General features: G+C 59.6%; 30 protein-coding genes. 16 read left to right on the forward strand and 14 right to left on the reverse strand.

Going from position 1 to position 25,757, the window contains the following annotated elements; all coding sequences use genetic code 11:
- Position 1: 1 nt before the first annotated feature.
- Positions 2-394 carry a sulfurtransferase complex subunit TusD gene (tusD, locus tag AB4N53_RS03895; RefSeq protein ID WP_460118326.1) on the reverse strand — a complete coding sequence of 131 codons (393 nt, stop codon included), beginning with the start codon at positions 392-394 and terminating at the stop codon, positions 2-4.
- Positions 395-556: 162 nt separating this feature from the next.
- The gene (locus AB4N53_RS03900) at positions 557-886 is read right to left on the reverse strand and encodes a DUF6388 family protein (RefSeq protein WP_130000162.1); all 330 of its coding nucleotides are present in this window, start codon (positions 884-886) and stop codon (positions 557-559) included.
- A gap of 133 nt (positions 887-1,019) precedes the next feature.
- Between AB4N53_RS03900 and AB4N53_RS03905 the strand changes: the two genes are divergently transcribed.
- On the forward strand, positions 1,020-1,370 hold the full coding sequence (locus AB4N53_RS03905) for a hypothetical protein (RefSeq protein WP_460118328.1): 351 nt from the start codon (positions 1,020-1,022) through the stop codon (positions 1,368-1,370).
- Positions 1,371-1,474: 104 nt separating this feature from the next.
- On the opposite strand, the gene AB4N53_RS03910 is transcribed toward AB4N53_RS03905, so the two are convergent.
- Entirely contained in the window at positions 1,475-1,900 is a 426-nt protein-coding gene (locus tag AB4N53_RS03910; RefSeq protein WP_460118330.1) for a GNAT family N-acetyltransferase, read from the reverse strand.
- 152 nt (positions 1,901-2,052) lie between these two features.
- Between AB4N53_RS03910 and AB4N53_RS03915 the strand changes: the two genes are divergently transcribed.
- The 3 genes from AB4N53_RS03915 to AB4N53_RS03925 all read left to right on the forward strand — a co-directional run bounded on the left by AB4N53_RS03915 (position 2,053) and on the right by AB4N53_RS03925 (position 4,035).
- Positions 2,053-2,490 (forward strand): hemerythrin domain-containing protein, encoded by a 438-nt coding sequence (locus tag AB4N53_RS03915; protein WP_101162621.1) that lies wholly within the window; start codon positions 2,053-2,055, stop codon positions 2,488-2,490.
- A gap of 220 nt (positions 2,491-2,710) precedes the next feature.
- A complete protein-coding gene (locus tag AB4N53_RS03920) occupies positions 2,711-3,346 on the forward strand; it encodes a lytic polysaccharide monooxygenase auxiliary activity family 9 protein (protein WP_460118333.1) in 636 nt (211 codons plus the stop codon).
- Between the two features lie 98 nt (positions 3,347-3,444).
- Positions 3,445-4,035, forward strand: coding sequence for an NUDIX domain-containing protein (locus AB4N53_RS03925; protein WP_460118335.1), 591 nt, complete (start codon positions 3,445-3,447; stop codon positions 4,033-4,035).
- Between the two features lies 1 nt (position 4,036).
- On the opposite strand, the gene AB4N53_RS03930 is transcribed toward AB4N53_RS03925, so the two are convergent.
- On the reverse strand, positions 4,037-4,552 hold the full coding sequence (locus tag AB4N53_RS03930) for a methylated-DNA--[protein]-cysteine S-methyltransferase (protein WP_460118337.1): 516 nt from the start codon (positions 4,550-4,552) through the stop codon (positions 4,037-4,039).
- Between the two features lie 149 nt (positions 4,553-4,701).
- Here AB4N53_RS03930 and ggt point away from each other — a divergent pair, with 149 nt between their 5' ends.
- Positions 4,702-6,429, forward strand: a complete 1,728-nt coding sequence (ggt, locus tag AB4N53_RS03935) for a gamma-glutamyltransferase (RefSeq protein ID WP_460118339.1) — start codon at positions 4,702-4,704, stop codon at positions 6,427-6,429.
- Between the two features lie 66 nt (positions 6,430-6,495).
- Entirely contained in the window at positions 6,496-7,029 is a 534-nt protein-coding gene (locus tag AB4N53_RS03940; RefSeq protein WP_460118341.1) for a cysteine hydrolase family protein, read from the forward strand.
- Positions 7,030-7,185: 156 nt separating this feature from the next.
- Here the strand turns inward: AB4N53_RS03940 and AB4N53_RS03945 are convergent, their stop codons facing one another.
- Complete coding sequence (locus AB4N53_RS03945) at positions 7,186-7,500, reverse strand: DUF7693 family protein (protein WP_460118343.1); 315 nt, start codon at positions 7,498-7,500, stop codon at positions 7,186-7,188.
- Between the two features lie 160 nt (positions 7,501-7,660).
- Here AB4N53_RS03945 and AB4N53_RS03950 point away from each other — a divergent pair, with 160 nt between their 5' ends.
- Positions 7,661-9,106 carry a SulP family inorganic anion transporter gene (locus tag AB4N53_RS03950; protein ID WP_460118345.1) on the forward strand — a complete coding sequence of 482 codons (1,446 nt, stop codon included), beginning with the start codon at positions 7,661-7,663 and terminating at the stop codon, positions 9,104-9,106.
- Here AB4N53_RS03950 and AB4N53_RS03955 read toward each other — a convergent pair.
- Positions 9,074-11,305 carry a response regulator gene (locus AB4N53_RS03955; protein WP_460118347.1) on the reverse strand — a complete coding sequence of 744 codons (2,232 nt, stop codon included), beginning with the start codon at positions 11,303-11,305 and terminating at the stop codon, positions 9,074-9,076. The genes AB4N53_RS03950 and AB4N53_RS03955 overlap by 33 nt on opposite strands.
- A gap of 186 nt (positions 11,306-11,491) precedes the next feature.
- Positions 11,492-12,010 carry a carboxymuconolactone decarboxylase family protein gene (locus AB4N53_RS03960; RefSeq protein WP_460118349.1) on the reverse strand — a complete coding sequence of 173 codons (519 nt, stop codon included), beginning with the start codon at positions 12,008-12,010 and terminating at the stop codon, positions 11,492-11,494.
- 131 nt (positions 12,011-12,141) lie between these two features.
- Here AB4N53_RS03960 and AB4N53_RS03965 point away from each other — a divergent pair, with 131 nt between their 5' ends.
- On the forward strand, positions 12,142-12,957 hold the full coding sequence (locus AB4N53_RS03965) for a cupin domain-containing protein (protein WP_460118351.1): 816 nt from the start codon (positions 12,142-12,144) through the stop codon (positions 12,955-12,957).
- Between the two features lie 3 nt (positions 12,958-12,960).
- Here AB4N53_RS03965 and AB4N53_RS03970 read toward each other — a convergent pair whose 3' ends face one another.
- Positions 12,961-13,854, reverse strand: coding sequence for a DMT family transporter (locus AB4N53_RS03970; protein WP_460118353.1), 894 nt, complete (start codon positions 13,852-13,854; stop codon positions 12,961-12,963).
- Between the two features lie 89 nt (positions 13,855-13,943).
- Between AB4N53_RS03970 and AB4N53_RS03975 the strand changes: the two genes are divergently transcribed.
- Positions 13,944-15,275, forward strand: coding sequence for an aminotransferase-like domain-containing protein (locus tag AB4N53_RS03975; RefSeq protein ID WP_460118355.1), 1,332 nt, complete (start codon positions 13,944-13,946; stop codon positions 15,273-15,275).
- 39 nt (positions 15,276-15,314) lie between these two features.
- Entirely contained in the window at positions 15,315-15,692 is a 378-nt protein-coding gene (locus tag AB4N53_RS03980) for a c-type cytochrome (protein WP_460118357.1), read from the forward strand.
- Between the two features lie 180 nt (positions 15,693-15,872).
- Here the strand turns inward: AB4N53_RS03980 and AB4N53_RS03985 are convergent, their stop codons facing one another.
- Positions 15,873-17,528 carry a sensor domain-containing diguanylate cyclase gene (locus AB4N53_RS03985; protein WP_460118359.1) on the reverse strand — a complete coding sequence of 552 codons (1,656 nt, stop codon included), beginning with the start codon at positions 17,526-17,528 and terminating at the stop codon, positions 15,873-15,875.
- A gap of 177 nt (positions 17,529-17,705) precedes the next feature.
- On the opposite strand from AB4N53_RS03985, the gene AB4N53_RS03990 reads away from it, so the two are divergent.
- A complete protein-coding gene (locus AB4N53_RS03990; protein WP_024013386.1) occupies positions 17,706-18,041 on the forward strand; it encodes a hypothetical protein in 336 nt (111 codons plus the stop codon).
- A 74-nt stretch (positions 18,042-18,115) separates the two neighbouring features.
- Here AB4N53_RS03990 and AB4N53_RS03995 read toward each other — a convergent pair whose 3' ends face one another.
- Positions 18,116-18,556, reverse strand: a complete 441-nt coding sequence (locus tag AB4N53_RS03995; protein WP_323167565.1) for a phage infection protein — start codon at positions 18,554-18,556, stop codon at positions 18,116-18,118.
- 124 nt (positions 18,557-18,680) lie between these two features.
- Entirely contained in the window at positions 18,681-19,250 is a 570-nt protein-coding gene (locus tag AB4N53_RS04000; protein ID WP_460118361.1) for a chorismate mutase, read from the reverse strand.
- A gap of 198 nt (positions 19,251-19,448) precedes the next feature.
- Between AB4N53_RS04000 and AB4N53_RS04005 the strand changes: the two genes are divergently transcribed.
- Positions 19,449-20,807 carry an MATE family efflux transporter gene (locus tag AB4N53_RS04005; RefSeq protein WP_460118363.1) on the forward strand — a complete coding sequence of 453 codons (1,359 nt, stop codon included), beginning with the start codon at positions 19,449-19,451 and terminating at the stop codon, positions 20,805-20,807.
- 74 nt (positions 20,808-20,881) lie between these two features.
- The gene (locus tag AB4N53_RS04010) at positions 20,882-21,439 is read left to right on the forward strand and encodes a YceI family protein (RefSeq protein ID WP_122508056.1); all 558 of its coding nucleotides are present in this window, start codon (positions 20,882-20,884) and stop codon (positions 21,437-21,439) included.
- Between the two features lie 4 nt (positions 21,440-21,443).
- Here the strand turns inward: AB4N53_RS04010 and AB4N53_RS04015 are convergent, their stop codons facing one another.
- Positions 21,444-21,929: a DUF3592 domain-containing protein gene (locus AB4N53_RS04015; RefSeq protein ID WP_076563476.1), complete on the reverse strand. Its 486-nt coding sequence runs from the start codon at positions 21,927-21,929 to the stop codon at positions 21,444-21,446.
- 151 nt (positions 21,930-22,080) lie between these two features.
- Between AB4N53_RS04015 and AB4N53_RS04020 the strand changes: the two genes are divergently transcribed.
- Positions 22,081-22,767 (forward strand): GNAT family N-acetyltransferase, encoded by a 687-nt coding sequence (locus tag AB4N53_RS04020; RefSeq protein WP_460118366.1) that lies wholly within the window; start codon positions 22,081-22,083, stop codon positions 22,765-22,767.
- A 62-nt stretch (positions 22,768-22,829) separates the two neighbouring features.
- Here the strand turns inward: AB4N53_RS04020 and AB4N53_RS04025 are convergent, their stop codons facing one another.
- The gene (locus AB4N53_RS04025; RefSeq protein ID WP_042609257.1) at positions 22,830-23,270 is read right to left on the reverse strand and encodes a hotdog fold domain-containing protein; all 441 of its coding nucleotides are present in this window, start codon (positions 23,268-23,270) and stop codon (positions 22,830-22,832) included.
- A gap of 158 nt (positions 23,271-23,428) precedes the next feature.
- On the opposite strand from AB4N53_RS04025, the gene AB4N53_RS04030 reads away from it, so the two are divergent.
- Positions 23,429-24,049 carry a TetR/AcrR family transcriptional regulator gene (locus tag AB4N53_RS04030; RefSeq protein ID WP_460118369.1) on the forward strand — a complete coding sequence of 207 codons (621 nt, stop codon included), beginning with the start codon at positions 23,429-23,431 and terminating at the stop codon, positions 24,047-24,049.
- A gap of 119 nt (positions 24,050-24,168) precedes the next feature.
- Here the strand turns inward: AB4N53_RS04030 and AB4N53_RS04035 are convergent, their stop codons facing one another.
- The gene (locus AB4N53_RS04035) at positions 24,169-25,110 is read right to left on the reverse strand and encodes a class I SAM-dependent methyltransferase (protein WP_460118371.1); all 942 of its coding nucleotides are present in this window, start codon (positions 25,108-25,110) and stop codon (positions 24,169-24,171) included.
- A gap of 197 nt (positions 25,111-25,307) precedes the next feature.
- Between AB4N53_RS04035 and AB4N53_RS04040 the strand changes: the two genes are divergently transcribed.
- Positions 25,308-25,721, forward strand: coding sequence for a response regulator (locus AB4N53_RS04040; RefSeq protein ID WP_129998415.1), 414 nt, complete (start codon positions 25,308-25,310; stop codon positions 25,719-25,721).
- Positions 25,722-25,757 lie beyond the last annotated feature (36 nt).

Consider the following 25,757-nt stretch of genomic DNA (forward strand, 5'->3'; position numbering starts at 1 on the left):
TTCACGCGCCTCCGAAACAGATCAGGCGGTCAGCGTCCTGCACGGCGTCGTGCAATTGACCCAGACCGGACAACTCCCACGGCGCGCTCAGCGAAGTCGCTTCACGCTGGTAACGTTTGGCTTCTTCGTCGTTCAATACACCACGGCGCAACGCGGCGGCGATGCAGACCACGCCGTCGAGTTGCTCTTCATTGATAAAGGCGCGCCATAGCCTGGGCAAGTCCAGTTCATCCTGCGGCGTCACCAGCGCATCGGAAGCGTTGAACACGCCGTCCTGATAGAAGAACAGCCGGACGATCTCATGTCCGCCGGCCAGCGCGGCCTGGGCAAACAGCAGGGCACGACGCGAGGAGGGCGCATGGGCGGCGGAAAACAGCGCAATGGCGAACTTCATGATGGACTCGATCAGCGAAACTGCGGCCATGATAAAGCTTTATTGCGGCAGCCGCGAAACCCCAGTTTTACGCAGATTCCTTTGTAGGAGCTGCCGAAGGCTGCGATCTTTTGATCTTGAAGAGCAAAATCAAAAGATCGCAGCCTTCGGCAGCTCCATCGATTACGGGGTAATGCCGTAAAGATCGCAATACTCGACCCAGTCCATCCCGGCCATCTCCGCCACCTCCCGATGCACCTCCAGTCGTTGCGCCTGGTAGTCCTCGGGCGAGTCAGCGGTCAATTGCAGCGTCAGTTCCCAGGCAAATAATCCCTGGCTTTCCGCCTCGGCCTCGAACGCTTCATGCAGGCGTTCTTCGCGATACTGCGCCTGGGTTTCGCCCTTGGCCTGAGCCAGCAGCGGGTTGAGATGATCGAGGGTTTCACGCAGTTCGGGTCGCGCATCGAGAAACAGTTTCAGAGCCTGTTCATGTCGCTGGTCGCTAGGCGCCATGTAATTTCCTTGTGTGGCTGAAGATCTCAGGGTGCCGCAGCTGCTCGCGCGTGTCGCGCATAAAAACAGTAAAGCAGAACGATTTGCCACGTTGCAGTGCTACAGTCCGCTTTTTTCTCAATGAGCGAATGTAATGCGAATGCTGATGGTAGCGCTGGCGGCGGCCCTGTTGGCCGGGTGCGCCGGTTCGGTGATGAACGATGCTCGCACCAAGAGCCCGGACAAGGTCCTGACCTCGGACAAGCCCGAGAAAGACGTCGCCCGGTGCGTGCAATTCGCCTGGCAGGACGAAGCGGTGTTCGGCGTCGACGCGGCGGCCTATCTGGAACCACGCAAGTCCGGTGGCACTACGGTTTACACGCGTTCGGCAGAGTCGTTTGTCGATGTGATTACCGAAGCGTCCGGCACGACCTTGAACTACTACGCGCAGAAGAGTGATTTTGTCGCGATGCGGCGGATGGCGGCGATGGCGACCTGCCTCTGATTGTGTGTCGCTGCGGCTGGCGCTGTCGCGAGCAGGCTCGCTCCCACAGGTTGAAATGCTTTCCAGTTTGGGAGCGAGCCTGCTCGCGCAAAAGGGCGACACAGTCAATCGATCAGCCGCTTCTGGAAAAAATGCCGCTTGTGCCCCAGCGGATAATCGACAATCTCGCCGCATTCGCTGTATCCGACCTTTCTGTAAAACTCCGGGGCCTGGAAAGAAAAGGTGTCGAGCCAAATGCCCACGCAATCTTTCTCCCGGGCAAAGTCCTCGGCCATGCGCATCAGCTTTGTGCCGATACCCTGACCACGGCCTTGCTCCGGGACCGCGAGCAATTCAATGAACAACCAGCGGTAGAACGTGTGGCCATACAGGCCACCGAGGATCTCGTCGTTTTCGTTACGCACCAGCAAGGCAATCGGCTCCCACGTGGATGGCCCGGCCTTGGCAACGTTGTGTGCACGCAAAGGCGCAAGAATCGCTGCGCGCTGTTCCTCGGTAGGGCTCTGCGTCAACTCGATACGCAAGTTCATGCATGACTTCCTTGTGTAATTGAACGCCCAGCCTAACCCGTCCGGGCAAGCGTCTCCAAGCCCATCGATCAAACAAGCGGAACCGTCAAACCAGCGCTGCGGTCTAGGCTTTTATCGCGTCTTTCCCTGAGCGCGATTGATGAGGACATCCCGTGAATATTTTTGAAGCCCTGCGCGAAAGCCACGAGCGCCAGCGCACTTATGCCAAAGCTCTGATCGCGACCAGCGGCGACAGCCCTGAGCGGGTCGAGGCTTACAAACAGCTGAAAGCCGAACTGCAAGCGCACGAAACCGCCGAAGAGCGGCACTTCTATATCCCGTTGATGGAAATTGACGAAGGCGTGGACCTGAGCCGCCACGCCATCGCCGAGCACCATGAAATGGACGAGATGATGGAAGAACTCGACGAGACCGAAATGTCCAGTCCGGCCTGGCTGGCAACGGCGAAGAAGCTGTCGGACAAGGTCCATCACCACCTTGAGGAAGAAGAGCATAAATTCTTCCAGATGGCCGGCAAGCTGCTCGACGATAAACAGAAAACACAACTCGCTGGACAGTACGAAAAGGAGTATCAGGCGCAACTGTCTTGATCTGCCTTGAGCCGTTTCGTCAACTCGGCGTGTAGGTGTTCAGCTACGCGTCGAGTACGATGTTTCTTGTGAGGCTGTTTATCCATCCAGTATTTGCAGGATTTCATTCGTCCTTCAGGTAGCGCTGCGACAAAAGCGCCGATGGACAAAAAATTCACCTCCGTTAGCTTGAAGGCCTCTCCTCGGGAAGGAGGGTTCTCAAATCAACGGAGTGAAAAACATGAATCAGGCAATTGCACAAACCCAACTGAAACACGGTCGCGTCATCTCGCCAGCAAGTCGCGGCGCAGTCGCCATCGACCTCGGCTTGCTCGGCGCCTGGCAAGTCAATGAAATGGAAGGTGGCAAGAATTTTCCGGCCATGGAAGCCGGACCGTTTCCGTCACCCTTTGAAACAGACTCCGCCAGCGTCGCGCCGCCGGCCGACGGTTACATTCTCAGTGGCGGCAAGACCGATGCCCGCGATTGCGTGAACTACACCAATGACGAGATGAGCAATAAGCTCGGCCGTGCCTTCAGTTGGCCGCTGCTCAATGTCGATCCGGGGCAGATTCTCAAAGTCACATGGGCCTACACAGCGCCGCACACCACCCGTGGTTATCGCTGGCTGATCACCAAGGACGGTTGGGATCCACAGCAACGCATCAGCCGTGCGCAACTCGAAACCCAGCCGTTCTTCGAAGACTTCTACCCTCAGGTGCCGTATTACAGCCATGCCGGCGAATTGAAGGCCAAGGTCGATCACCAAGTGCAACTGCCGACGAACAAGAAGGGGCATCACGTCATTGTGCTGATGTGGATCGTCGCCAACACCGGCAACGCCTTCTACCAGGCCTTCGACGTCGACTTCCAGTAACAACCCAGGCTGAACGAGCCCGGTAGCGCTGCCGGGCTTTTTTTGTCGGCGCAATTGTCCGACCATGGCAGTCCCCCATGAAGACAGGATCAGACGCGATGTCCAACACAGCCGAACGGGTCAACATCGTCGACACTCAGGTGTTGTCCCACGACTGGTATCTGCTGAAGAAAATCACCTTCGATTACCACCGCAACAATGGCGAGTGGCAACGTCAGACCCGCGAGGTCTACGACCGCGGAAATGGCGCGGCGATTCTGCTGTTCAACCGCGAGAAACGCACCGTGGTGTTGACCCGTCAGTTCCGCTTGCCGGTATTCGTCAATGGTCACGATGGGTTGCTGATCGAGGTGGCAGCAGGGTTGCTGGAGGGTGCCGCGCCTGAGCAGCGTATTCGTGACGAAGCCGAGGAGGAAACCGGTTACCGCGTGCATGACGTTAAGAAAGTATTCGAGGCGTTCATGAGCCCCGGTTCAGTGACCGAGAAGTTGCACTTTTTTATCGCTGAATACGATGCCGCCTCCAAGGTCAGCGACGGTGGCGGCCTGGAAGAGGAAACCGAAGAACTGGAAGTGCTCGAGTGGGGATTTGACGAGGCGCTGGCGGCGTTTCAGCGCGGCGAGATCTGCGATGCGAAGACCATCATGTTGTTGCAGTACGCAGCGGTGAATAACCTGTTCGGCGCCTGATTCAGAACAGCTCGCCTGTTTTGCCGAACGTTGACCATTGGCCGCCCTCAAGCATCAGTAACCGCTCTTTAGCCTCCAGCCCACCGGCGAAACCCGTCAGTTTTCCCGAAGCGCCGATCACTCGATGACACGGCGCAACAATGGATATCGGGTTGCGCCCGTTGGCGGCGCCGACCGCTCGAACCGCCGCCGGATGGCCGATCTGCAGCGCTATCTGGGTGTAGGTGCGCGTCTCGCCAAACGGAATAGTCAGCAGTGCCGCCCAGACTTTCTTCTGGAATTCGCTGCCGACAAATTCCAGCTCGACATCGAAGCGATTCCGCGTGCCGGCGAAATACTCTTCGAGTTGCCGCGCGGTCTGCATGAGGATCGGGTTGTCCGGCGCTTCGCTCATGGGTCCCAGCCGCACCCGGTTCGGTTTGTCGTTTTCCCAGAGGATGGCCGCGAGTCGGCTGCCGTTCGCGACCAGCTTCAACTCACCGACCGGCGAGGGCAGGGTGATGAATGTGTAAGACATGATGGCGACTCCAGAGCAGGGCAGTAACTCGGCCCAGCATACTGGGTGAACGGGGAGGCGCAATACGCAAAGCCGACCATACTGCTTGTTGCTTCTGAAGCGTTGCCCTGCGTTTGGCGCAGTCCCCAAAAACAAAAAGAGATCGACTCATGAAGTACGAACCTTTGGCCAGATCGCTCATTGCGACCTCCCTGGCGCTCAGCTGTCTCATGGCGCACGCGGCATCCGTGGCGCCGGTTGCGGCGGAAAACGGCATGGTGGTCACCGCGCAACATCTGGCGACGCATGTCGGCGTCGACGTTTTGAAAAACGGCGGCAATGCCGTGGATGCGGCAGTGGCCGTGGGCTATGCGCTGGCGGTGGTCTACCCGGCCGCGGGCAACCTTGGCGGTGGCGGGTTCATGACCATTCAACTGGCAGACGGGCGCAAGACCTTTCTCGATTTCCGTGAGAAAGCCCCGCTGGCGGCGACGGCGAACATGTATCTGGACAAGGACGGCAACGTCGTTCCGGACCTCAGCACGCGCGGCCACCTGGCTGTCGGCGTGCCGGGCACCGTGTCCGGCATGGAGCTGGCGCTGAGCAAATACGGCACCAAGCAGCGTAAGGAGATGATTGCCCCGGCGATCAAACTGGCCGAAGACGGTTTCGAGTTGCAGCAGGGAGATGTCGAACTGCTGGAGTACGCCACCGATGTGTTCAAGAAGGACATGCGCGATTCCGGCTCGATCTTCCTCAGCAACGGCGAGCCGATGCAGGTCGGGCAGAAACTGGTGCAAAAGGATCTGGCGAAAACCTTGCGGACAATTTCCGACAAGGGCGCCGACGGCTTCTACAAAGGCTGGGTCGCCGATGCCATCGTCACTTCCAGTCAGGCCAACAAAGGCATCATCACCCAGGCTGACCTGGACAAATACAAGACTCGCGAATTGGCCCCGGTGGAGTGCGATTATCGCGGCTATCACGTCGTCTCCGCGCCACCGCCAAGCTCCGGTGGGGTGGTGATCTGCCAGATCATGAATATTCTCGAAGGCTACCCGATGAAAGACCTGGGCTTTCATTCCGCTCAGGGCATGCACTACCAGATCGAAGCGATGCGCCACGCGTACGTCGATCGCAACAGCTACCTCGGCGATCCGGACTTCGTGAAAAATCCGATCGAGCATCTGCTGGACAAGAACTACGCGACCAAACTGCGCAACGCCATCCAGCCGCAAAAGGCCGGCATCTCAGCTGAGCTCAAGCCCGGCGTCGCGCCCCACGAAGGCAGCAACACCACGCACTATTCGATCGTCGACAAGTGGGGCAATGCTGTTTCGGTGACTTACACCCTTAATGACTGGTTCGGCGCGGGCGTCATGGCGAGCAAGACCGGGGTGATCCTCAACGATGAGATGGACGATTTCACCTCCAAAGTCGGCGTGCCGAACATGTATGGGCTGGTTCAAGGCGAGGCCAACGCCATCGCTCCGGGCAAGGCACCGCTGTCGTCGATGAGTCCGACCATCGTCACCAAGGACGGCAAAGTGGTGATGGTGGTCGGCACGCCGGGTGGCAGCCGGATCATCACCGCAACCTTGCTGACCATGCTCAACGTCATTGACTACGGCATGGGCCTGCAGGAAGCGGTCGACGCGCCGCGCTTCCACCAGCAATGGATGCCGGAAGAAACCAACCTCGAAGACTTCGCCGCCAGCCCGGATACGAAAAAGATCCTGGAGAGCTGGGGCCACAAGTTTGCCGGCCCACAGGACCCCAACCACATCGCCGCGATTCTGGTGGGAGCGCCGTCACTGGGTGGCAAACCGATTGGCAAGAACCGCTTCTACGGCGCCAACGATCCACGGCGCAATACCGGCTTGTCATTGGGTTACTGAGCGGAGTAAAAGAGGGGCGGGCTCAGGTCCGCCCCATTCTCAAGGATTGATCAAGGAAGGCACGACATGACCACCGCATTACTGATCATCGACGTCCAGCAGGCCCTGTGTGCTGGTGAATATCAGTGTTTTGAAATCGACCGCGTGATCACCACGATCAATGGTCTGAGCCAACGGGCCCGCGATGCCGGCGTTCCGGTGGTGCTGATTCAACACGAAGAAAAGGACGGGCCGTTCGTGCGCGGTGCTGACAGTTGGCAACTGGCCAAAGACCTGCTGACTTCGACGAAAGACCTGAGCGTAGACAAAACCACCGGGGACTCTTTCTACCAGACCGATCTCGGCAAGCTGCTGCCCATTGAAGACTTCGAACGCCTGATCATCTGCGGCCTGCAAACCGATTACTGCGTCAACGCCACGGTGCGCAGCGCGCATGAACTGGGCTACGACGTTATCGTCGCGCAGGATGCGCATTCGACGGTCGACAACGGCCACATGAGCGCCGACGACATCATTGCCCAACACAACAAGGACTTCGCCGCCCTGACCAGTTCCGTGGCACGAATCGACATCAAACCGGCAGCTCAAATCACCTTCTGAACTTACACAAAACCCATGTGGGAGCGAGCCTGCTCGCGAAAGCGCTGTGACAGCCAACATCAAACCGACTGATATACCGCCTTCGCGAGCAGGCTCGCTCCCACAGGGATTTGGTCGGTCTCAACATCAGAGAGCACCGCAGTCGGAAACGACGCACTAGGTCTGGACGCGATTCGCCTCACGCAGTAACCGCTCGATCTGCGCCAGTTCCCACGTGCTGAGCAGACTCACCGGGTCCGTGCCATAACGCTGCCAAGTGTCCAGCGTCGCTTCATCCCCGGCGCAGTTGCGCGCGTAATCACAGTGATGCAAATGCCCCTCGGCGAAGTCCAGCAGCAGATGCCAACCCTCGATATCAACGGCAATCAGCCCGGACTCGGACATTACCTCGCAGACTTCGAACGCAAGCACGCCCAGCGCAGCTTCGCGCAGACGCTGACACACATCCCGGGCGGACAAAAACGCTGACATGCTGCGACTCGATTCGATGGACAAGCCTGCAAGGATAAGGCCCGCGCCACCCCATGTCAGCGTTTCACTGGCCCGAGGCCGAACAATTCCGTAACATTCGCCTCCCTCTTTTTTCGCGAAAACAGCAGCCGTGCCCAGCGGCCGCTCAGTCAGGTAAGCCATGAAACCGATTCGTCTGCGCGCCGATGTCCTCGCCGGACTCACCACCTCGTTCGCCCTGTTGCCCGAATGCATTGCTTTCGCGCTGGTGGCGCATCTCAATCCGCTGATGGGGCTGTACGGCGCGTTCATCATTTGTACGCTGACCGCATTGTTCGGCGGCCGACCAGGCATGGTCTCCGGCGCGGCGGGTTCGATGGCGGTGGTGATCGTCGCGCTGGTGGTGCAACACGGCGTGCAATATCTGCTGGCGACGGTGCTGCTCGGCGGTCTGATCATGATGGCGTTCGGGCTGCTACGCCTGGGCAAACTGGTGCGCATGGTGCCGCATCCGGTGATGCTCGGTTTCGTCAACGGCCTAGCGATCATCATTGCCCTGGCGCAACTGGAGCACTTCAAAAACGGCGAGCACTGGCTCAGCGGTACGCCGTTGTATCTGATGGCCGGGTTGGTGCTGCTGACCATGGCCATCGTTTACATCCTGCCGCGCCTGACCAAGGCGGTGCCGCCGGCCCTCGTGGCGATCCTCGGTGTCGGCTTGCTGGTCTACCTGTTCGGCCTGCCGACCCGCACGCTCGGCGACATGGCGCACATTGCTGGCGGTCTGCCGACCTTTGCCGTGCCGGACATTCCATGGAGCCTGGAAACGCTGCGCATCATCGCCCCGTACGCGATCCTGATGGCGATGGTCGGCCTGCTGGAAACCCTGCTGACGCTGAACCTGACCGACGAAATCACCGAGACCCGTGGCTATCCGGATCGCGAGTGCGTAGCGCTCGGCGCGGCGAACATGGTGTCCGGGGCGTTCGGTGGCATGGGTGGTTGCGCGATGATCGGCCAGACGGTAATCAACCTCAGCTCCGGTGGGCGCGGGCGCTTGTCCGGCGTTGTTGCCGGTGTGCTGATTCTGCTGTTCATTCTGTTTCTGTCACCGCTGATCGAGCGAATTCCGCTGGCCGCGCTGGTGGGTGTGATGTTCGTAGTGTCGCAGCAGACCTTTGCCTGGGCGTCCTTGCGGGTGATCAACAAGGTGCCGGCGCACGATGTGCTGGTGATCATCGCCGTGACCACCATCACCGTGTTCACTGATCTGGCCACGGCGGTGCTGTGCGGGATCATCATCGCCGCGCTCAATTTTGCCTGGCAGCAGGCGCGTGAACTGTACGCCGACGAACATCTGGAGGCCGATGGCAGCAAACTCTATCGCCTGCACGGCACGCTGTTCTTCGCCTCGACCACGCCGTTTCTCAATCAGTTCGATCCGGCCAACGATCCGGCCAGAGTCACTCTCGACTGCCGCCATCTGAGCTTTGTCGACTACTCGGCGATTGCCGCATTGAAAACCCTGCGTGAACGCTACGCCAAGGCTGGCAAGCATTTACAGGTGTTTCACCTGTCGGAACGCTGCAAGAAATTACTCAAGCGCGCTGGCGTTGATCACGACTGACACCGCTGGCGTTGCGTCCTTGAGCCAGGTCTTGCCGAGAATTCGCGAGACCTGTTCGGCGGAGTAGGGCTTGGCGAGAAACTCGAAACCCTCGTAACCGCTGCGTGCCAGTTCTTCGCTGTAGCCGGAAGTCAGTATCACTGGCAGATCGGGGCGGCGCTGGCGCAGTTCTTTGGCCAGCGCGACGCCAGTGATGCCCGGCATGACCACGTCGGAGAACACCGCGTCGAATGCCATGGCATCGCTGCCGGCCAATTGCAGGGCTTCTTCGGCGTTGGTCGCCCACGCGGTTTCATAGCCCAGATCCTGCAGGATCTGATTAGCGAAACGGCCGACATCGAGATTGTCCTCGACGACCAGCACCCGGCGTTTTTCGCACGCCTGATGCACCTCGCCATCGTCCTTCGTGTCATCCACCTCAGCCTCGTCCGCCGGCACTTCCGGCAGATACAAGGTGAACTCGGTGCCTTGGCCGAGCACGCTGGAGACATCGACGTTACCTCCCGATTGCTTGGCGAAGCCGAACACCTGCGACAGCCCCAGCCCCGTGCCCTTGCCGACTGCTTTGGTGGTAAAGAACGGCTCGAAGATATGTTCCAGGGTGTGTGCATCGATGCCGGCACCGGTATCGGCCAGAGCAATCGACACGAAGTGGCTGCTGGAACCGGCGTGGCCGCGAATCGCCGGCAGTGGTTTGCGGCACTCCAGGCGCAATTTCAGCTCGCCCTGACCGTCCATTGCGTCGCGGGCGTTCAGGGCGATGTTGATCAGCGCGGTTTCGAACTGACTGAGGTCAACACGGATGTAGCAGGGGTGATCCGGGCGTTCAACGCATACGTGTATCTGTGCGCCAGTAACCGATTCGAGCATTTCGCCGATATTGGCCAGACGTTCGCCGGCATCGACCACTTGCGGATTGAGCGGCTGGCGGCGGGCGAAAGCGAGTAACTGGCTGGTCAGTTTCGAGGCACGCTCGACTGTGTCGGACACCGCACGCATATAGCGCTGACGGCGTTCTTCCGGCAGGTTGGGCTGGCGCAGAAAATCCACCGACGAGCGAATGATCGTCAGCAGATTGTTGAAGTCATGGGCAACGCCGCCGGTCAACTGGCCGATCGCTTCGAGCTTCTGCGACTGGCGCAACGCTGATTCGGCTTGAGCCAGACGCAGGCTGCGTTCCTCGACCCGCTGTTCCAGTGTGGCATTGAGTTCAGCGAGCGCCAGCAGGCCTTCGCGGACATTGGCGTCGGCACGCACGCGCTCGATATGCGCCCAGCAACGTTCGGTGACTTCGCTGAGCAGGGCCTGTTCGAAGCTGGACCAGATGCGCGGCACTTTGTCGTGAATGGCCATTAACGCGGTAAGGCGACCTTGCTTGATCAGCGGCACGCAAATGGTGGCGGTGATGCCTATGCCCTGGAAGGTCGCCGATTCCTCCGGCGGCAACTCGCTGCGGTTGTCGTGAATTACCAGCGGTTCACCGGCGCGTAGCAGACGCACTGCCTTCTCACCGAAATCGCGCAATTGATAATGGCCGACGATGCTCGGCGAACCCGGCGCCGCGTAATCGCCACGAATGGTGAAACCATCTTCGTCGGCATCCATGTCGGCGTAGGCGCAATTGGACAGACGTAGTTGCTCGACCATCAGCCGCGTGCTCGCCGCCAAAATCGATTGCGCATCCGTGGCGTTGGTTACCGCGTTGCCAATGGCATCGAGGACGGCCAGGCGTCGATTGAGATAAACGGTCTGGGTGGTTTCGGTGACGGTGTCGATCATGCCGACGACATTGCCGTGGGAGTCGCGAATCGGGCTGTAACAGAAAGTGAAGAACGCCTGCTCCGGGCCCTTGCCGCGTTCGATCTGTAGAGCAAAGTTTTCGATGTAGGTCGCCTGGCCGGCGTACGCCGCTTCGGCGATCGGGCTGATCTCGTGCCAGGCTTCCTTCCAGATATCGCTGAAAGGTCGTCCCAATGCTTGCGGCTTGTCGCCGAGAATCGGCACGAAGGCGTCGTTATAAAGGGTGATCAGTTGCGGACCCCAGACGATCGCCTGAGGGAAATGCGACGCGAGACTGAGCGAGACAGTGGTCTTGAGTACATCGGGCCAGTTTTCCAACGGGCCGAGGGGCGAATTCGCCCAGTCGTGACGGCGGATCTGCCCGGCCATCTCGCCTTTGTCTTGCAACCAGTCTGTCATGGGGTTCGTGTCTATCCGGGCATTTGTCTGAGAACAGAGACCTTCGCACAGGGTGTTTGGTTTCAGCGCACCAGACACTGTTTGCGCTGCGAATTATTCTGACGTACATCATGGCAGCAAAAAACAGCGATGGCGAAAAGAGCGTCTTTTCGCCACCGGTTTTATCTTCAGATCGTGAGCGACTGCTCAGGCCTCGACGGCCGGAAAATCAATGTCGGTCAGCGCAGTGTTGTTCAGGTAATTGGTCAATGTCTGCACCGCCACCAGGGCGATCACTTCGATGATCTTGCGGTCATCGATACCGGCAGCGCGGGCAGCCGCCAGTTGTTCGTCGCTCAAGTGACCACGGGTCTCGGTCAGTTGGCGGGCGAGGGCGGCGTAGGCATTCAGTTCGCCATGACGTGCCGCGACGATGTCCTGTGCAGAGAGCCCGGCCTTGTCAGCGAACACAGTGTGTGCGGACAGGCAGTAGTCGCAGCCGTTGACCTGCGAAGTGGCGAGGTAAATGGCTTCTTTTTCTTTGCCGCTCAACGAGGTTTTGCCGAGGATGGCCGAGGCTTGCAGGTAAGTGTCGAGGGCAACGGGTGCCTGGGCGAGGGTGGTGAAGACGTTGGGCAGGAAGCCGATTTTTTTCTTCACGCCTTCCAGTGCAGGACGGGTAGCATCGGTGGCGGTGTCGAGGCTGATTGCAGGGATGCGGCTCATGGTGATTCTCCGAAATTCCGCAGCGAAGTGCAGCGGCGATGGAGAGATCTTAGGGGCTGCCAGTAGCGCTTTGGCGGCAAATCGTCGAGGATATGCGGCAGATCGTCCAGATATGCCTTCGGGAGTCAGCCATGGATCGCCTTTCCACATTACTTAGTCATTTCGGTGTGAACGCCGGGACCTTCCATAGCGGCGCGTTTTGCGGCGTGAGCGTTCACGAAGGCGAACCGGTCGGCCATGTGCATGTTCTGCAAGCCGGGGCGTTGCTGCTCAAACCAGGCAACGAGCGGGAAATTCGCCTGGAAGAGCCGTCGCTGATTTTCTTTCCCCGGCCGTTCACCCACCGGATGTCTGCCGACGAGGCCATGGCCAGCCAAGTGGTGTGCGCCTCGCTGACCTTCGACGGCGGTTCGGGCAATGCCCTGGCCGCCGCGTTGCCTGACTATCTGGTATTGAAACTCACCGACATCCCGGAACTGCGCAGCACCCTTGACTGGTTGTTCAGCGAGGCGTTTGAAGGCCATTGCGGGCGGGTGGCGGTGATGGATCGCCTGTTCGAATTGCTGGTGATTCTGCTGCTGCGCCATCTGATTGGCAGTCGCGATCAGCAGCCGGGCATGATGGCCGGGCTGGCTGACGCACGTTTATCCCGCGCCTTGAACCTGATTCACGAGCAACCGCACAAGCCGTGGAGTGTGGCCGATCTCGCGACTGCGGCGAACCAGTCCCGCGCCAGTTTCGCCGAGCAGTTCCGCCGCGTGGTCGGGCAGACGCCGGCCGATTATCTGCTGAGCTGGCGCGTCAGTCTTGCGCAGAAACGCCTGCGCGAAGGCCGCCCGATTGCACTGATTGCCGAGGAGGTTGGATACGAAAGTCCGTCGGCGCTGGCCCGGGCGTTTCGGCGCAAGACCGGGCTCAGTCCTCGGCAATGGAAAGCCGAACACTGAACATTACCTGGCAAATTTCTTCGCCCCTGCCACGCAAAGAATCACACCGAGCGTTACGCCGAGCATGCCGACACTGACCTGTTCATGCAGCAACGTCGCGGCCAGCGCCAGACCGAAAAACGGTTGCAGCAATTGCAACTGCCCGACCGCGGCGATCCCGCCCTGAGCGAGGCCTCGGTACCAGAACACGAAGCCGATCAGCATGCTGAACAACGACACGTAGCCCAGGCACAGCCACGCCGACACGCTGATGTTGGCAAACGAGGCGGGCGCCAGCCACAGGCTCAGCAGCGCCATCAGCGGTAACGACAACACCAGCGCCCAGCAGATCACCTGCCAGCCGCCGAGGCTGCGTGACAGTTTCGCGCCTTCGGCGTAACCGAGGCCGCAGGCCAGAATCGCCGCGAGCATCAGCAGGTCCCCGGTCGGCGACGCGCTCAGCCCTTGAGACAAGGCGAAGCCCACCACCAGCGCACTGCCCAGGATGGAGAAGATCCAAAACACCGGTCGTGGCCGTTCCCCACCACGCAAGACTCCAAACATCGCCGTGGCCAGCGGGAGCAATCCTACAAACACAATCGAATGCGCTGACTTTACGTGCTGCAATGCCAACGCAGTCAACAGCGGAAATCCCAGAACCACGCCCAGCGCCACTATCAACAGGGACAGGCACTGATGGCGCGACGGTCGCCGCTGCTTGAACAACAGCAGAAGTGCTACGGCCAGTGCCCCGGCAATCGCTGCTCGCAACACGGTCAGAAAGACCGGATCGAATTCCAGCACCGCCAAGCGTGTGGCCGGCAGCGAACCGCTGAAAATCAGCACGCCGATAAAACCGTTGATCCAGCCGCTGGTTTTTTCCAGCACCGGGTTGGCCGCAGTCGATGTTGTGTGCATGTCGGTCGCGCTCAAAATGTGGATTGTGTTGCGGCGATGCTAGGGCTGAGAATCAGCACAATCAAAAAATTGTCATGGATACAGACCACATGCCGCGTTCCCGTTACAAGACCCTGGTTGACCGTTACGCGGCGGACATTCGTGGTGGACGTTTGGCGCCGGGTACGCGATTGCCAACGCATCGGCAACTGGCCGCGCAGGAAGGACTGGCGCTGGTGACCGCATCACGGGTTTACGCCGAGCTAGAAGCGATGGGCCTGGTCAGCGGCGAAGCCGGGCGTGGCACGTTTGTCCGGGAAACGTCGCTGGCGCCGGGGCAGGGCATCGATCAGAAGGACGTGGCGATCGGCATGACCGACCTGAATTTCAACTATCCGTCGTTGCCCGGTCAGGCCGAGCTGTTGCGCACGGCGTTGCGCCAGTTGGCGTTGTCCGGTGATCTCGAAGCACTGCTGCGCTATCAACCCCACGCCGGACGTGCCCACGAGCGCGCCTCGGTGGCGCGACATTTGTCGACACGCGGCGTGACGGTTGAAGCCGACCAGGTACTGATCGTCAATGGCGCTCAGCAAGGTTTGGCGGTGACGCTGATGGCCCTGCTCAAACCTGGCGACGTGATCGCCGCCGATGCGCTGACCTACTCGGGATTCAAGGTACTGGCCGACGCGCTGCATCTGGAAGTGCTGGCGATTCCGATGACGCAACATGGCCCGGATTTGCCGGCACTGGACCGGCTCTGCCGCCAGCGTGCGGTGCGCGCCGTGTACAGCATGCCGACACTGCATAATCCGCTGGGCTGGGTCATGCCACTGGAGCAGCGCGAGCAATTGATCGCGATTGCCCGTCGGCATGATCTGACGATCATTGAAGACGCGGCCTACGCGTTTCTGGTCAAGAGCGCGCCGCGAGCCTTGATCGATCTGGCGCCGGAACGGACGTTTTACATTTCGGGTCTGTCAAAAAACATCGCCACTGGTTTGCGGGTCGGATTCATTGCGGCGCCACTCGCTCAGGTGCCTGGACTGGAGCGGATCATCCGCGCAACGACGTGGAACACGCCCGGGGTCATGACCGCCATCGCCTGCGGCTGGCTCGATGACGGTACAGTCACATTGCTTGAACAGCAGAAACGCCACGATGCCATGGCCCGACAGGCCCTGGCGGCCGAGTCGCTGAAAGGGCTGCGCTACATGGCTCATCCGGCCTCGTATTTTCTGTGGCTGCCGTTGCCCGAAGACGTGCGTGCCGATCAGATCGTTGTCGAGCTTATGCGGCAGCAGATTTCCGTCACCAGTGCAGAGCCGTTTTCGCTGGCGGCCAATACGCCCCATGCGATTCGTCTGGCTCTCGGGTCGGTGGACCTGCTGGTGTTGCGTCAGGCGTTGATCACTGTCAGGACGATTGTCGGTGCTTATCTGTAAACTGCGCCCACGCCATGAAAAGCCAGTTTGGACTGTTCAATGAAATTCACCACAACACTGCTTCTCGCCTTGATTTTCAGCGCCAGTGCTCAGGCTGAGGGCGATCCTGAGGCCGGGGCGAAAATCTTCCCGCGCCTGTGCGGCGGTTGCCATCAGGTTGGCGAGTCGGCCCGACCGGGCTTTGGTCCGCAGCTCAACGGCGTCATTGGCCGGGCGGCCGGGACTTCGGCCAATTATGTTTATTCCGATGCAATGAAGAATTCAGGGATTTCCTGGGATCGGGCGACGCTCAAGGCGTATCTCGAGGATCCGAAAGGGGTGGTGCCGGGCACGCGGATGATTTTCTGGGGGCTGAGTGATGAGGAGAAGTTGGAGAATCTGCTGGCTTATCTGCAGAAGTTCAGTGCCGAGCCCTAGTCGGGCGATGGTTTTTCGCGCCCAGCTGCGCTGCTTTGCTTTTCTGTGGGAGCGAGCCTGCTCGCGAAAGCGGTTCTCCAAACGACTCATATTTCCGGTTTTACCCAATCCCTGTGGGAGCTGGCTTGCCAGCGATGGCGGCCTGCGGGCCGACCTGTCTCTGGTTGATACACGCCGCTGTCAGCGGGCATGGAACGCCACCTGATTGCGCCCCGCAGCCTTCGCCTGGTACAGCTGCTGATCGGCACGTTTGACCAGCGTCGTATGGTTGTTGTCTGCCGGATCTGCCAGGCCGAGGCCAATACTCACGGTAACGTTGCCGACACCGGGAAACTCCGCTTGGGCCACCGCCGCGCGAATCTTCTCGGCGACGACTTCCGGGGTGTCGGGTTGCGCCACTTCCGGTAGCAGTACGGCGAATTCTTCGCCACCGTAACGGGCGACGAAATCGGTGCTGCGCACGCTGTCCTGAATCAGCTTTGCCAGTTGTTGCAGGACCTCGTCACCGACCGCATGGCCGTGGCTGTCATTGATGCGTTTGAAGTAATCGGCGTCGATCAGCAGCAGGGCGAACGGGCGTCCGGTGCGCCGCGACAGCAGCGAGTACTCTGTGATTTTTTCGTCAAATCGGCGACGGTTGTAGACGCCGGTCAAGCCGTCGTGGGTGGCCAGACTCAGCAGCTCGGCATTGGCCTCGGTGAGCGCGGCGGTGCGTTGCGCCACGGTGGCTTCCAGCGAGGCGTTGGCTTCCTGCAGTTCGCGCTCCTTGCCGAGCAGCGATTGTGTCATCGCATCGATGGACTGTCCGAGCTGGGCAATTTCCAGCACCGGATGCTGGAGCTGGAACTGCGCGCCGGGCTGGTTGTTCTGCACCTGTTTGGCCGAGTGCGCGAGTTGTTCGATCGGGCGGCTCAGGTACAGCGCCAGGTAATAAGCCACCAGGCCGAAAACGATGGCGGCGAAAACGCCGAGGATCAGCAATTCGTATTGCAGCGTCCGCGCCGGTTGCAGCGCGGTCTCCAGTGGCTGGCGGATGGCGATCGACCACGACAGCGCCGTGCCCGATGGCGTCGGCACGGTGACCATGCTGGTCAGGTAACCGTTGGCCGCCGTCCAGCCCGACAATACCGGATCGTTGGTCGCCAACTGTTGGCCCATCAGCGCTTCGGGGTAGAGCACCTTGCCATCGTGGTCGACGATCAGTGCCTGTATATCCGGCGCCGAGTTTTTGTGGGAAAACGCCGCCGACTCGACGATGCGGGTCACCCAGCTCCAGTGCGCATGTGCACCCAGCACGCCAATCACCTGACCTTCGGCGTTATGGATCGGTGCGGCGAAATCGATGAAGCGCAGCGGCTCGCCATTGGGCAGGCCAGGCAACAATTTTGCCAGCAGTACCGCTTCGTGGGGATCGCCGGTGTACTGGCGGCGCAAGCCAGTCTGGAACCACGGGCGTTTTTGAACTGACTGGCCGACCAGCAAATCGTTGACGGCCTGGCGGACGTTGCCCTCGGCGTCGGTGACGCCCATCCACGCATATTCGGCGCGCGCCTGGGTACGCAATTGCATCGACTTGAGAATGACTGGATTGTCCAGATCGCCACGCTCCAGATGCGGCGCGCGACTTAGCAGATAGACCTCCAGTTGCCGCTCGCGCAGTTGCTCACCCAACAACGTCGCCGTCGAGCGCGCCGTGTTCAGCAAGGCATTGCCGCTGGCCTGCTTCATCTGTTCGGTGGCGATGTGACCGACATAAAAGCCGACGCTCAATAACGTCAGCAGGGACAAACCGCCGAACCACAGGGTGAGATGGCTACGCAGACTGGCTTTGAACATGGAGGCGGGTGTCTGTCTTTATTGAAGTGGCGCCATGGTATGCGACATCGCCGACGGCGGGCCAGCGAACGGGCTCAAGTAAATGCAAAGAAGATTGATGCTAATGAGCCATCATTTTGGTTAGAATGCGCGCCGCCCGAGAGACGGATCCCGGGCGTTCCCCCATGGAGTTTTACTGTGAAATACCTCAGCAAAGTAGTCGCCGCCGCACTGTTCGGTGTGGTTCTGGCAGGTTGCACCGGCGCCCCGATGAAAACCGCCCATTACGACAGCAACCAATACACCGTGGTTGGCCACAGCGAAGCATCGGCCACCGGCCTGCTGCTGTTTGGCATTATCCCGATCCGCCAGAACAGCCGATTTGTGCGCGCGCAAAACGCGGCCATCCAAGCCAAGGGCGGCGATGCAATGATCAACACGCAGGTTCAGGAAAACTGGTTCTGGGCCTGGGTCCTGACCGGTTACACCACCACCATCTCCGGTGACGTGGTCAAGCTGAAAACCGCGCAATAAGCGTCGGCTGAATGCAAAAAAGCCCGGCTGATCAGGCCGGGCTTTTTCATGGGTGCTGCGGTGATGGGATTGATTCATGCGACACGGCGTTCGATCAGACGATCCGAACCACCCTCGGCAACACGGCGTTCGATCAGACGATCCGAACCACCTTCGGCAACACGGCGTTCGATCAGACGATCCGAACCACCTTCGGCAACACGGCGTTCGATCAGACGATCCGAACCACCTTCGGCAACACGGCGTTCGATCAGACGATCCGAACCACCTTCGGCAACGCGGCGTTCGATCAGACGATCCGAACCACCTTCGGCAACGCGGCGTTCGATCAGACGATCCGAACCACCTTCAGCAACGCGGCGTTCGATCAGACGATCTGAACCGCCTTCAGCCAGACGGCTTTCGATCAGCTTGTCCGAGCCGCCTTCAGCGACCAGGGTATGAGCAGGCGTTACTGCAAAAGCGTTAACTGCGAAAACCGAGAAAGCGATGCCGAGAAGGGTTTGGCGTTTCATGATCGTGTGCTCCAGAAAGTTGTTTGTTTGTCTGGAGCCGATGTTACGCCGCGCAGTTTTTATGAGAACTTCATTGACGTGATGGTGAACATCGACGCCGATGATGTTTGCCGGGAGCGTTGATTCAGAGCGCTTTTGCCCGTATGCACAACTCGCCGCTGGCACGAATCAGCGCCAGATCGTGCAGCGCATCGGCGGCCAGACCGTTGCGGACATCGACCAGCCATGCCGGGCAATTCGGATCCTGGCGATAGGGCGCGAAGGCGGCGTACTGCTGCAACAAGCGCTTTTGCAGTTCATCCAGGCGCGGGCGGATCTGTTTGCCCAGATCCGGGCGCGGTGTGTCCGGTGCAGCACCTGCCGCTTGCCATTGCGCGAGCAGACCGTATTGCACCAGTTTATTCGCTTCCATCTGTGCGGCGATCAGTTGCGCTACGTCGTCCGGATCGAGCTTGTGTTCGGCGGCCAGGGTTCGGGCATTGGCGATGACCTGCGCCTCACGTGGGCTGTCCTGGATCGGCTTGCCGCTGTCCCACTTGGTCAACGCAACCAGATCACCGATGTTCAGACGTTCATTCAAAGTGGCCAGTAGCGGCTTCAATGAAGCAGGCGCCGCTGCAGGTGCGGCCGCCTGAGCGCAGGTGGCGAACAGAACGAAAAGGGAACCGAACAGAAAATTTGCAACGTTGCGCATGAACCGAGCCTCAATAGTGCGTGTCGAGAGAATCGCTGATTTACCACAGCCGCACACTGACACAAAGCGATGCCTGGCATTTACACAAATGCAAAACCGGCAATCAACGCCGATGGGAAATGTTGATTGCACGCTGCACGCAACTCACCGAAGCTATCGTCAATCAGGCCTGCCGCCGTCGAGATGGACCTCCATTCAATGCAAAGCGCCACCTTCGCCAAGCCGCTCTGGCAAACCTATCTGCTGTTTCTCGCACCGATGGTGCTGTCGAACTTCCTGCAATCGATGTCCGGGACGGTCAACAGCATCTACATCGGCCAAATGCTCGGCACTCAAGCGTTGGCGGCAGTGTCCGGCATGTTTCCCGTCGTGTTCTTTTTCATCGCCCTGGTCATCGGCCTTGGCGCGGGTGCTGGCGTGCTGATCGGTCAGGCGTGGGGTGCGCGCGAAACGCACATGGTCAAGGCGATTGCCGGAGCGACATTGCTGCTGGGTGTGCTGATCGGCCTGGTTGCCGCAGTGCTCGGCACCGTGTTTGCGCGCCAGGCGCTGACGGGGCTGGGCACGCCGGCGGATGTACTCGACGAGGCGGTGGACTATGCCCACGTCATGTTGTGGATTCTGCCATCGCTACTGGTATTCGTGCTGTTCACCCAATTGCTGCGCGGGGTCAGCGATACGCTCTCACCGCTGCTCGCGCTGATCGTCTCCACTGCCGTCGGGCTGGCGTTGACTCCGGCGTTGATTCGCGGCTGGCTGGGCTTACCGCCACTGGGCATTCAGAGTGCGGCGTATGCCGGGCTGGCGGGGAATCTGTCGGCAATGGCATGGCTCGCCTGGCGGCTGATCCGCAAGGGCCATCCGCTGGCGCCGGACCGGGAGTTCTTTGCCGCATTGCGACTGGACCGGGTGATCCTCGGTAAGGTTTTGCGCATCGGCCTGCCGACCGGGGTGCAGATGATCGTGCTGTCGTTGTCGGAGCTGGTGATTCTGGCACTGGTCAACCAGCATGGTTCTCAGGCGACAGCGGCCTATGGCGCGGTGACGCAGATCGTCAATTACGTGCAGTTCCCGGCGCTGTCGATTGCGATCACCGCGTCCATTCTCGGCGCACAGGCGATCGGCGCGGGACATCTGCAACGCATGGGACCGATCCTGCGTACCGGGCTGTTGATCAACGTGTGTCTGACCGGGGGCCTGATTGTGCTGGGTTATCTTTTGTCGCACTGGTTGCTGGGCCTGTTCCTCACCGAAGATTCGACCCGGGCGATGGCCGAGCATCTGCTGCACATCATGCTCTGGAGTCTGTTGGTATTTGGCTTTCAGGCCATCATCGGCGGGATCATGCGCGCCAGCGGCACGGTGCTTGTCCCGGTGCTCATTTCGATTATTTGCGTGGTCGGCGTGCAGTTGCCGGCGGCGTATTGGCTGGACGGGCAGTTCGGTTTGCAGGGTGTCTGGATGGCGTTTCCGGTTGCCTACCTGGGGATGCTGATTTTGCAGACCCTTTATTACAAACTGGTGTGGAAGCATCAGAAAATCGAGCGGTTGATATAGGTGCTGGCATAACAACGGGTTGTTTGCTTAAGTCAATCAAGGCCCTCGACGGCACGCGCCGCCCGGAGAATTCCATGTCGATGCGATTGCTGCTGGTTACCGCGTTGTACCTGTACGCCTCGACCGTCGCTCAAGCCGCCGAATACACTCGCGTCAATACCAGCGCCAGCCAGATCAGCTTCACCTACCAGCAGATGGGCTCGCGAATGTATGGCACCTTCGGCAAGTTCGAGGCGATGCTGGACTTCGACACCGATAACCTTGCCAACGCCCGCACCACCTTGCATATCGACCTGAGCAGCATTGACGCCGGCAGCGAGGACGCCAATGCCGAACTGGTAAAACCGGCCTGGTTCGACACCGAGAAATTCCCGCTCGCGGTATTCGAGTCCCGCCGTTTCACCCAGGTGGGCGAGCACCTGTACCAGGTCGCCGGTCAGCTCACGCTCAAGGGCATCACTCGCGAGGTCGAGGTGCCGGTGCAGTTGAAACCGGACAACGCCATCGGCATCTTCGATGGTGAGCTGGTGCTCAACCGTGAGGCGTTCGGCCTCGGCGCAGGGGAGTGGGCCGACAGCGTGGTATCCAGAGACATCAACATCAAATTCAGAGTGGTGGCGCCACAACAGTGACCGTTCAGTAATACCGGTCCTGTTCCTTCATCGCCTGAATCTGCCAGAACGTCCGGCCGGAAATCAGCAGGAACAGCAGGGCGAGCGTCACGCCGCCGGTCATGATGTAAAAACCTGCGCGATAGCTTTGCAGCTGGCTGGCGATGGCGCTTTTTTCCGGCATCCAGGGCGAGACCAATAGCGCAATCGGGCCATTGACTTCGTACTGGGTGTGTTCGGCGTAGCGTTCGTCGACAAAATCACCTTCATGGAGCTGGCCCAGCTCGTCGGCATAGCGATAGTGAATGATTTTGCCATTCTTGTTCATCAGGATCTCTTCCAGCTGCGTGACAGTGCCGTTGGTTTGCGCGCCATTGAAATTCAGCAGCGCATACAGAATGCCTTGATGGCGCGCCATCCCGGCGAGGAGCAAGACCACGCAGCAGGCGACAGTGAGCATGACGACGCGGTTGTAAAGATGATCTTTTGCGGCTTCGCGCGGGTAATACATGGCCCGGTCCTTGGTAGTGAAATGAGGGTGTTCGTTACATCGGCCTTCGACAGCGGATCTTTAAACGGTGGTCTATCGCGGCACGGTATGATGTCGCGGTTCGTCGACGGCTCTGATCATCGGCAACGTTATTTACCGCCGGAGTTTGTCCATGCCACGCATCACCCACTACTCGTCCCCATGCCCTGAAAACGTCAACAGTCAGATCCTGCAAATGGTTGTCGACTACCTGACCGACATCAGTGCGGTCGGCCTCGGCCCGAGCAATCTGCTGTACAACGTTTATCAGTACGCGGTCGGCTATGAGGTGCATCTGTACCTCGAGGCGTTGAATGGCCAGAAAGGCACTGAGGTGGAACTGCTGGTGGCTACTGACGATGAGGATCCGGAGCAGGTCGTCGGCTTTCTGTTGTACCTGCCGGTACAGGGCGATTGGGAGGCATGCAGCGTCGCGTATATGGCTGTACGCGAAGGCCATCGGCGTCAAGGCGTGGCGCGGGCGATGCTCGCGGACATGGTCAAGCGCTATCCGCACGCGGAACTGGCCTGCAGCATTGGCAAGGTGCCGTATTTCGAGGCGTTGGGTTTCGAGGTGATCGGCCAGCGCGAAACTCAGGTGCTGATGAGCACGCGGCATTACCGCAGCAACGGCTTGCGCGGTTTTATCGATACCACGCCGATCTACCGCTCGCTGGAAGTGCAGCAGATTCATACCTACCTGCTGCAGAAGAATGGCAAGCGCGCGATGCTCGATGCGGAAAAACAACGCGACCGCCATCTGGACCAGACCAGTCGCCAGGTAGAAGAATTTGTCCGCCAGCGCCTGACTCTGCACTGACCCGGGCAATCAAAAGCCCTTGCTGCGCATCCCGTTGCAAGGGCTTTTTTGTGCCTGCAATCTCAACCGAGCTTGACGTTCATGGTGATGCGCGCGGTGAAGACTTTCTTGCCCTCGGTATCGTGAATGTCGACGTTGACTACCTTGTCGCCATCGCTCTGCCAATCCACGCCTTCAGCGCTGGCCACGGCGGTGACGTCGGTTTTTGCTTTGGCCAGGTATTCCACTGTCATGCCTTTCGGAATCCAGCGCGCGCCGGCCGGAATGGAGACGTCGGTCATCATCCCCCCGGCCAGTTCCGCCGCGTTGCACATGGCAATCGCGTGCACTGTACCGAGGTGATTGGTGATCTCCTTGCGAAACGGCACTTGTACGGTGGCGGCGTTCGGGCGCAATTCGCTGATCAGTGGATTGATGCTGCTGAAATATGGGGCGAACTGGCAGGCCATCTTGCTGAAAGCATCCGGGCCGACACTGTTGAACATGCTGAGAGATTGACTCATGGAAAGCCTCACTAAGTAGTTTTGCAGAATGATGTTCCGTTACAGAATAATGTTCTGTAACGGAACGGTATTCTGTTCACGGCAAATCTGTCAACCTAGGCGCAATTTCCACGGGCAAACCTTGCCTTGTTCAAACCCTTTTTCGGACCTCAAGCAGCATGGACACCGCCGATCTACTGGAACGCAGCTACCCCGGCCGCCGCGCCGAACTCAAACGCGACATCTTTCGCAAAGCCTTGAACCTGTTCAACGAGCAGGGAATTGAGGCGACAACCATCGAGATGATCCGCGCCGAATGCGACACCAGCGTCGGCGCGATCTACCACCATTTCGGCAACAAGGAAGGGCTGGTGGCGGCGCTGTTTTTCACCGCGCTGGAGGATCAAGGGCGTTTGCGTGATGCGTATCTGGACGCGGCCGATAGCACCGAAGAAGGCGTGCAGGCGCTGGTCTTCAGCTATGTCGACTGGGTCGAGCAACAGCCGCAGTGGGCGCGTTTTCAGTATCACGCGCGGTTCGCCGTGACCAAAGGCCCGTTCAAGGAAGACCTGGCTGAGCGCAACAAGACGCGCAATCTGCGTCTGCGCCAATGGCTTGCGGAATCGGGGCGTGCCGCCGAGCTGCAGGATTTGCCTGCCGAGCTGCTGCCATCGCTGATCATCGGCCAGGCGGACAGTTATTGCCGAGCCTGGCTGGCGGGGCGAGTCAAAGGCAGTCCGACGGACTATCGCGAGGTGCTCGCGCAAGCGGCGTGGCGCTCGATTCGCGCTGAAAGCTGATTTGTACGAACAACCGTGGGGCGAGCCTGCTCGCGAAAGCGGTGTATCAGTCAGCAAATTCTTATCTGACCCTGCGCTTTCGCGAGCAGGCTCGCTGCCACAGAGGGATTTCTGGTGTTTCAGCTGATACGCTGGAAAACCAAGGCTTTCAGGCCGCTTTGCGGATCGACATCGGGAAACTCCGGCGGATTGTCCAGCCGGTGATCGAAGCGCAGGCTTGGCGCTTCCTGGGTCACGCCATCAATGAGAAATTCCGAGCCGAACGAAGGATCGTTCATGCACGCCAGTACCGTGCCTTGCGCAGTCAGCAGTTCCGGCAAGCGGCGCAACACGCGTTGATAGTCCTTGGTCAGCAAAAAGCTGCCTTTCTGAAACGACGGCGGGTCGATGATCACAAGATCGTACGGGCCGCTGTTGATCACCTTGCCCCAGGATTTGAACAGGTCGTGACCGAGGAAGCTGACCTTGCTCAAGTCATGGCCGTTCAAACGATGATTGTCGCGACCACGGCTCAGCGCCGCGCGGGACATGTCGAGATTGACCACATGGCTGGCGCCGCCCTCGATTGCCGCCACGGAAAAGCCGCAGGTATAGGCGAACAGGTTCAATACGCGTTTGCCCGCCGCTTGTTCGCGCACCCAGTTGCGTCCAAAACGCATGTCGAGGAACAGTCCGGTGTTCTGTTTGCGGCCCAGGTCGACGCGGTACTGCAAGCCACCCTCGACGATGGTCATATCCTCGATTTCCTCACCGATCAGCCATTCGGCCGTGCTCTGCGGCAGATAACGGTGCTGGATCAGCAGAGTGTGCGCACCGGACTGCTGCCATTCGGGCGAGGCGGCGAGGTGCAGCAGTAAATCTCGCAGATCTTGCAGTTGCTCAGGCGCCGGCTCCTTGAACAGCGACACCAGCACCACGCCCTGCAACCAGTCCACGGTCAACTGCTCCAGCCCCGCCCAGCAGCGCCCGCGACCGTGGAAAAGACGGCGGGTTTCGCAGGGTGCCGCCGCCAGTGCGGGCAGCAAATGGGCGTGGAGGGTGGCGAGAGCTTCAGGGTTCATGGATCAGGATCGGCCGGGCAAAGGGCGCGCATTTTAACCACAAATGAGTATTTTGGAGGGGGCTGCGGCCCGAAAAACAACACCTTGGCGAAATCTCCTGTATCAAAAGTGAATTTCTGCAGAGCGCGCTGCTCATACCTGATAAGCAGCGGATTCAAAACCGCTATTCGAAAATGTAATTCGGGGGAGTGCTGTTCATGTGCCCTACACCTACGTCGAGCGCGCACCTTCCTGGCGGGTTGATTCTGGTTGTCGAGGACGATCCGTTGATTCTGGAGTTCCTTTGCGAAATTCTCCAGGAGGAAGGGTTCAAGGTCGAACCGCAAACCAGCGCCGACGCCGCATCCTTGTATCTGGAAAAGCATGCAGCGGATGTCGCGCTGTTGCTGACCGACATCACCATGCCCGGCACGCTTAACGGCGCCGATCTGGCCAACCTGTTCGGCGATCGCTGGCCGGACAAACCGGTGATGGTCATGTCCGGCTATGAAACGCCCGAGACCTCTGGGGTCAAGCATTCGGTGGCGTTCATCAAGAAGCCGTGGGCGATCGGTCAGTTGCTCGATTGTGTGGAAAGTGCGTTCAAATCCAAGGCCCCGCAGCTGCACTGACAAGTGCTACATTGCCGGGCCGGGCTGCCCGGCCAT

It is taken from the genome of Pseudomonas sp. H3_E04 (genome assembly GCF_054668915.1).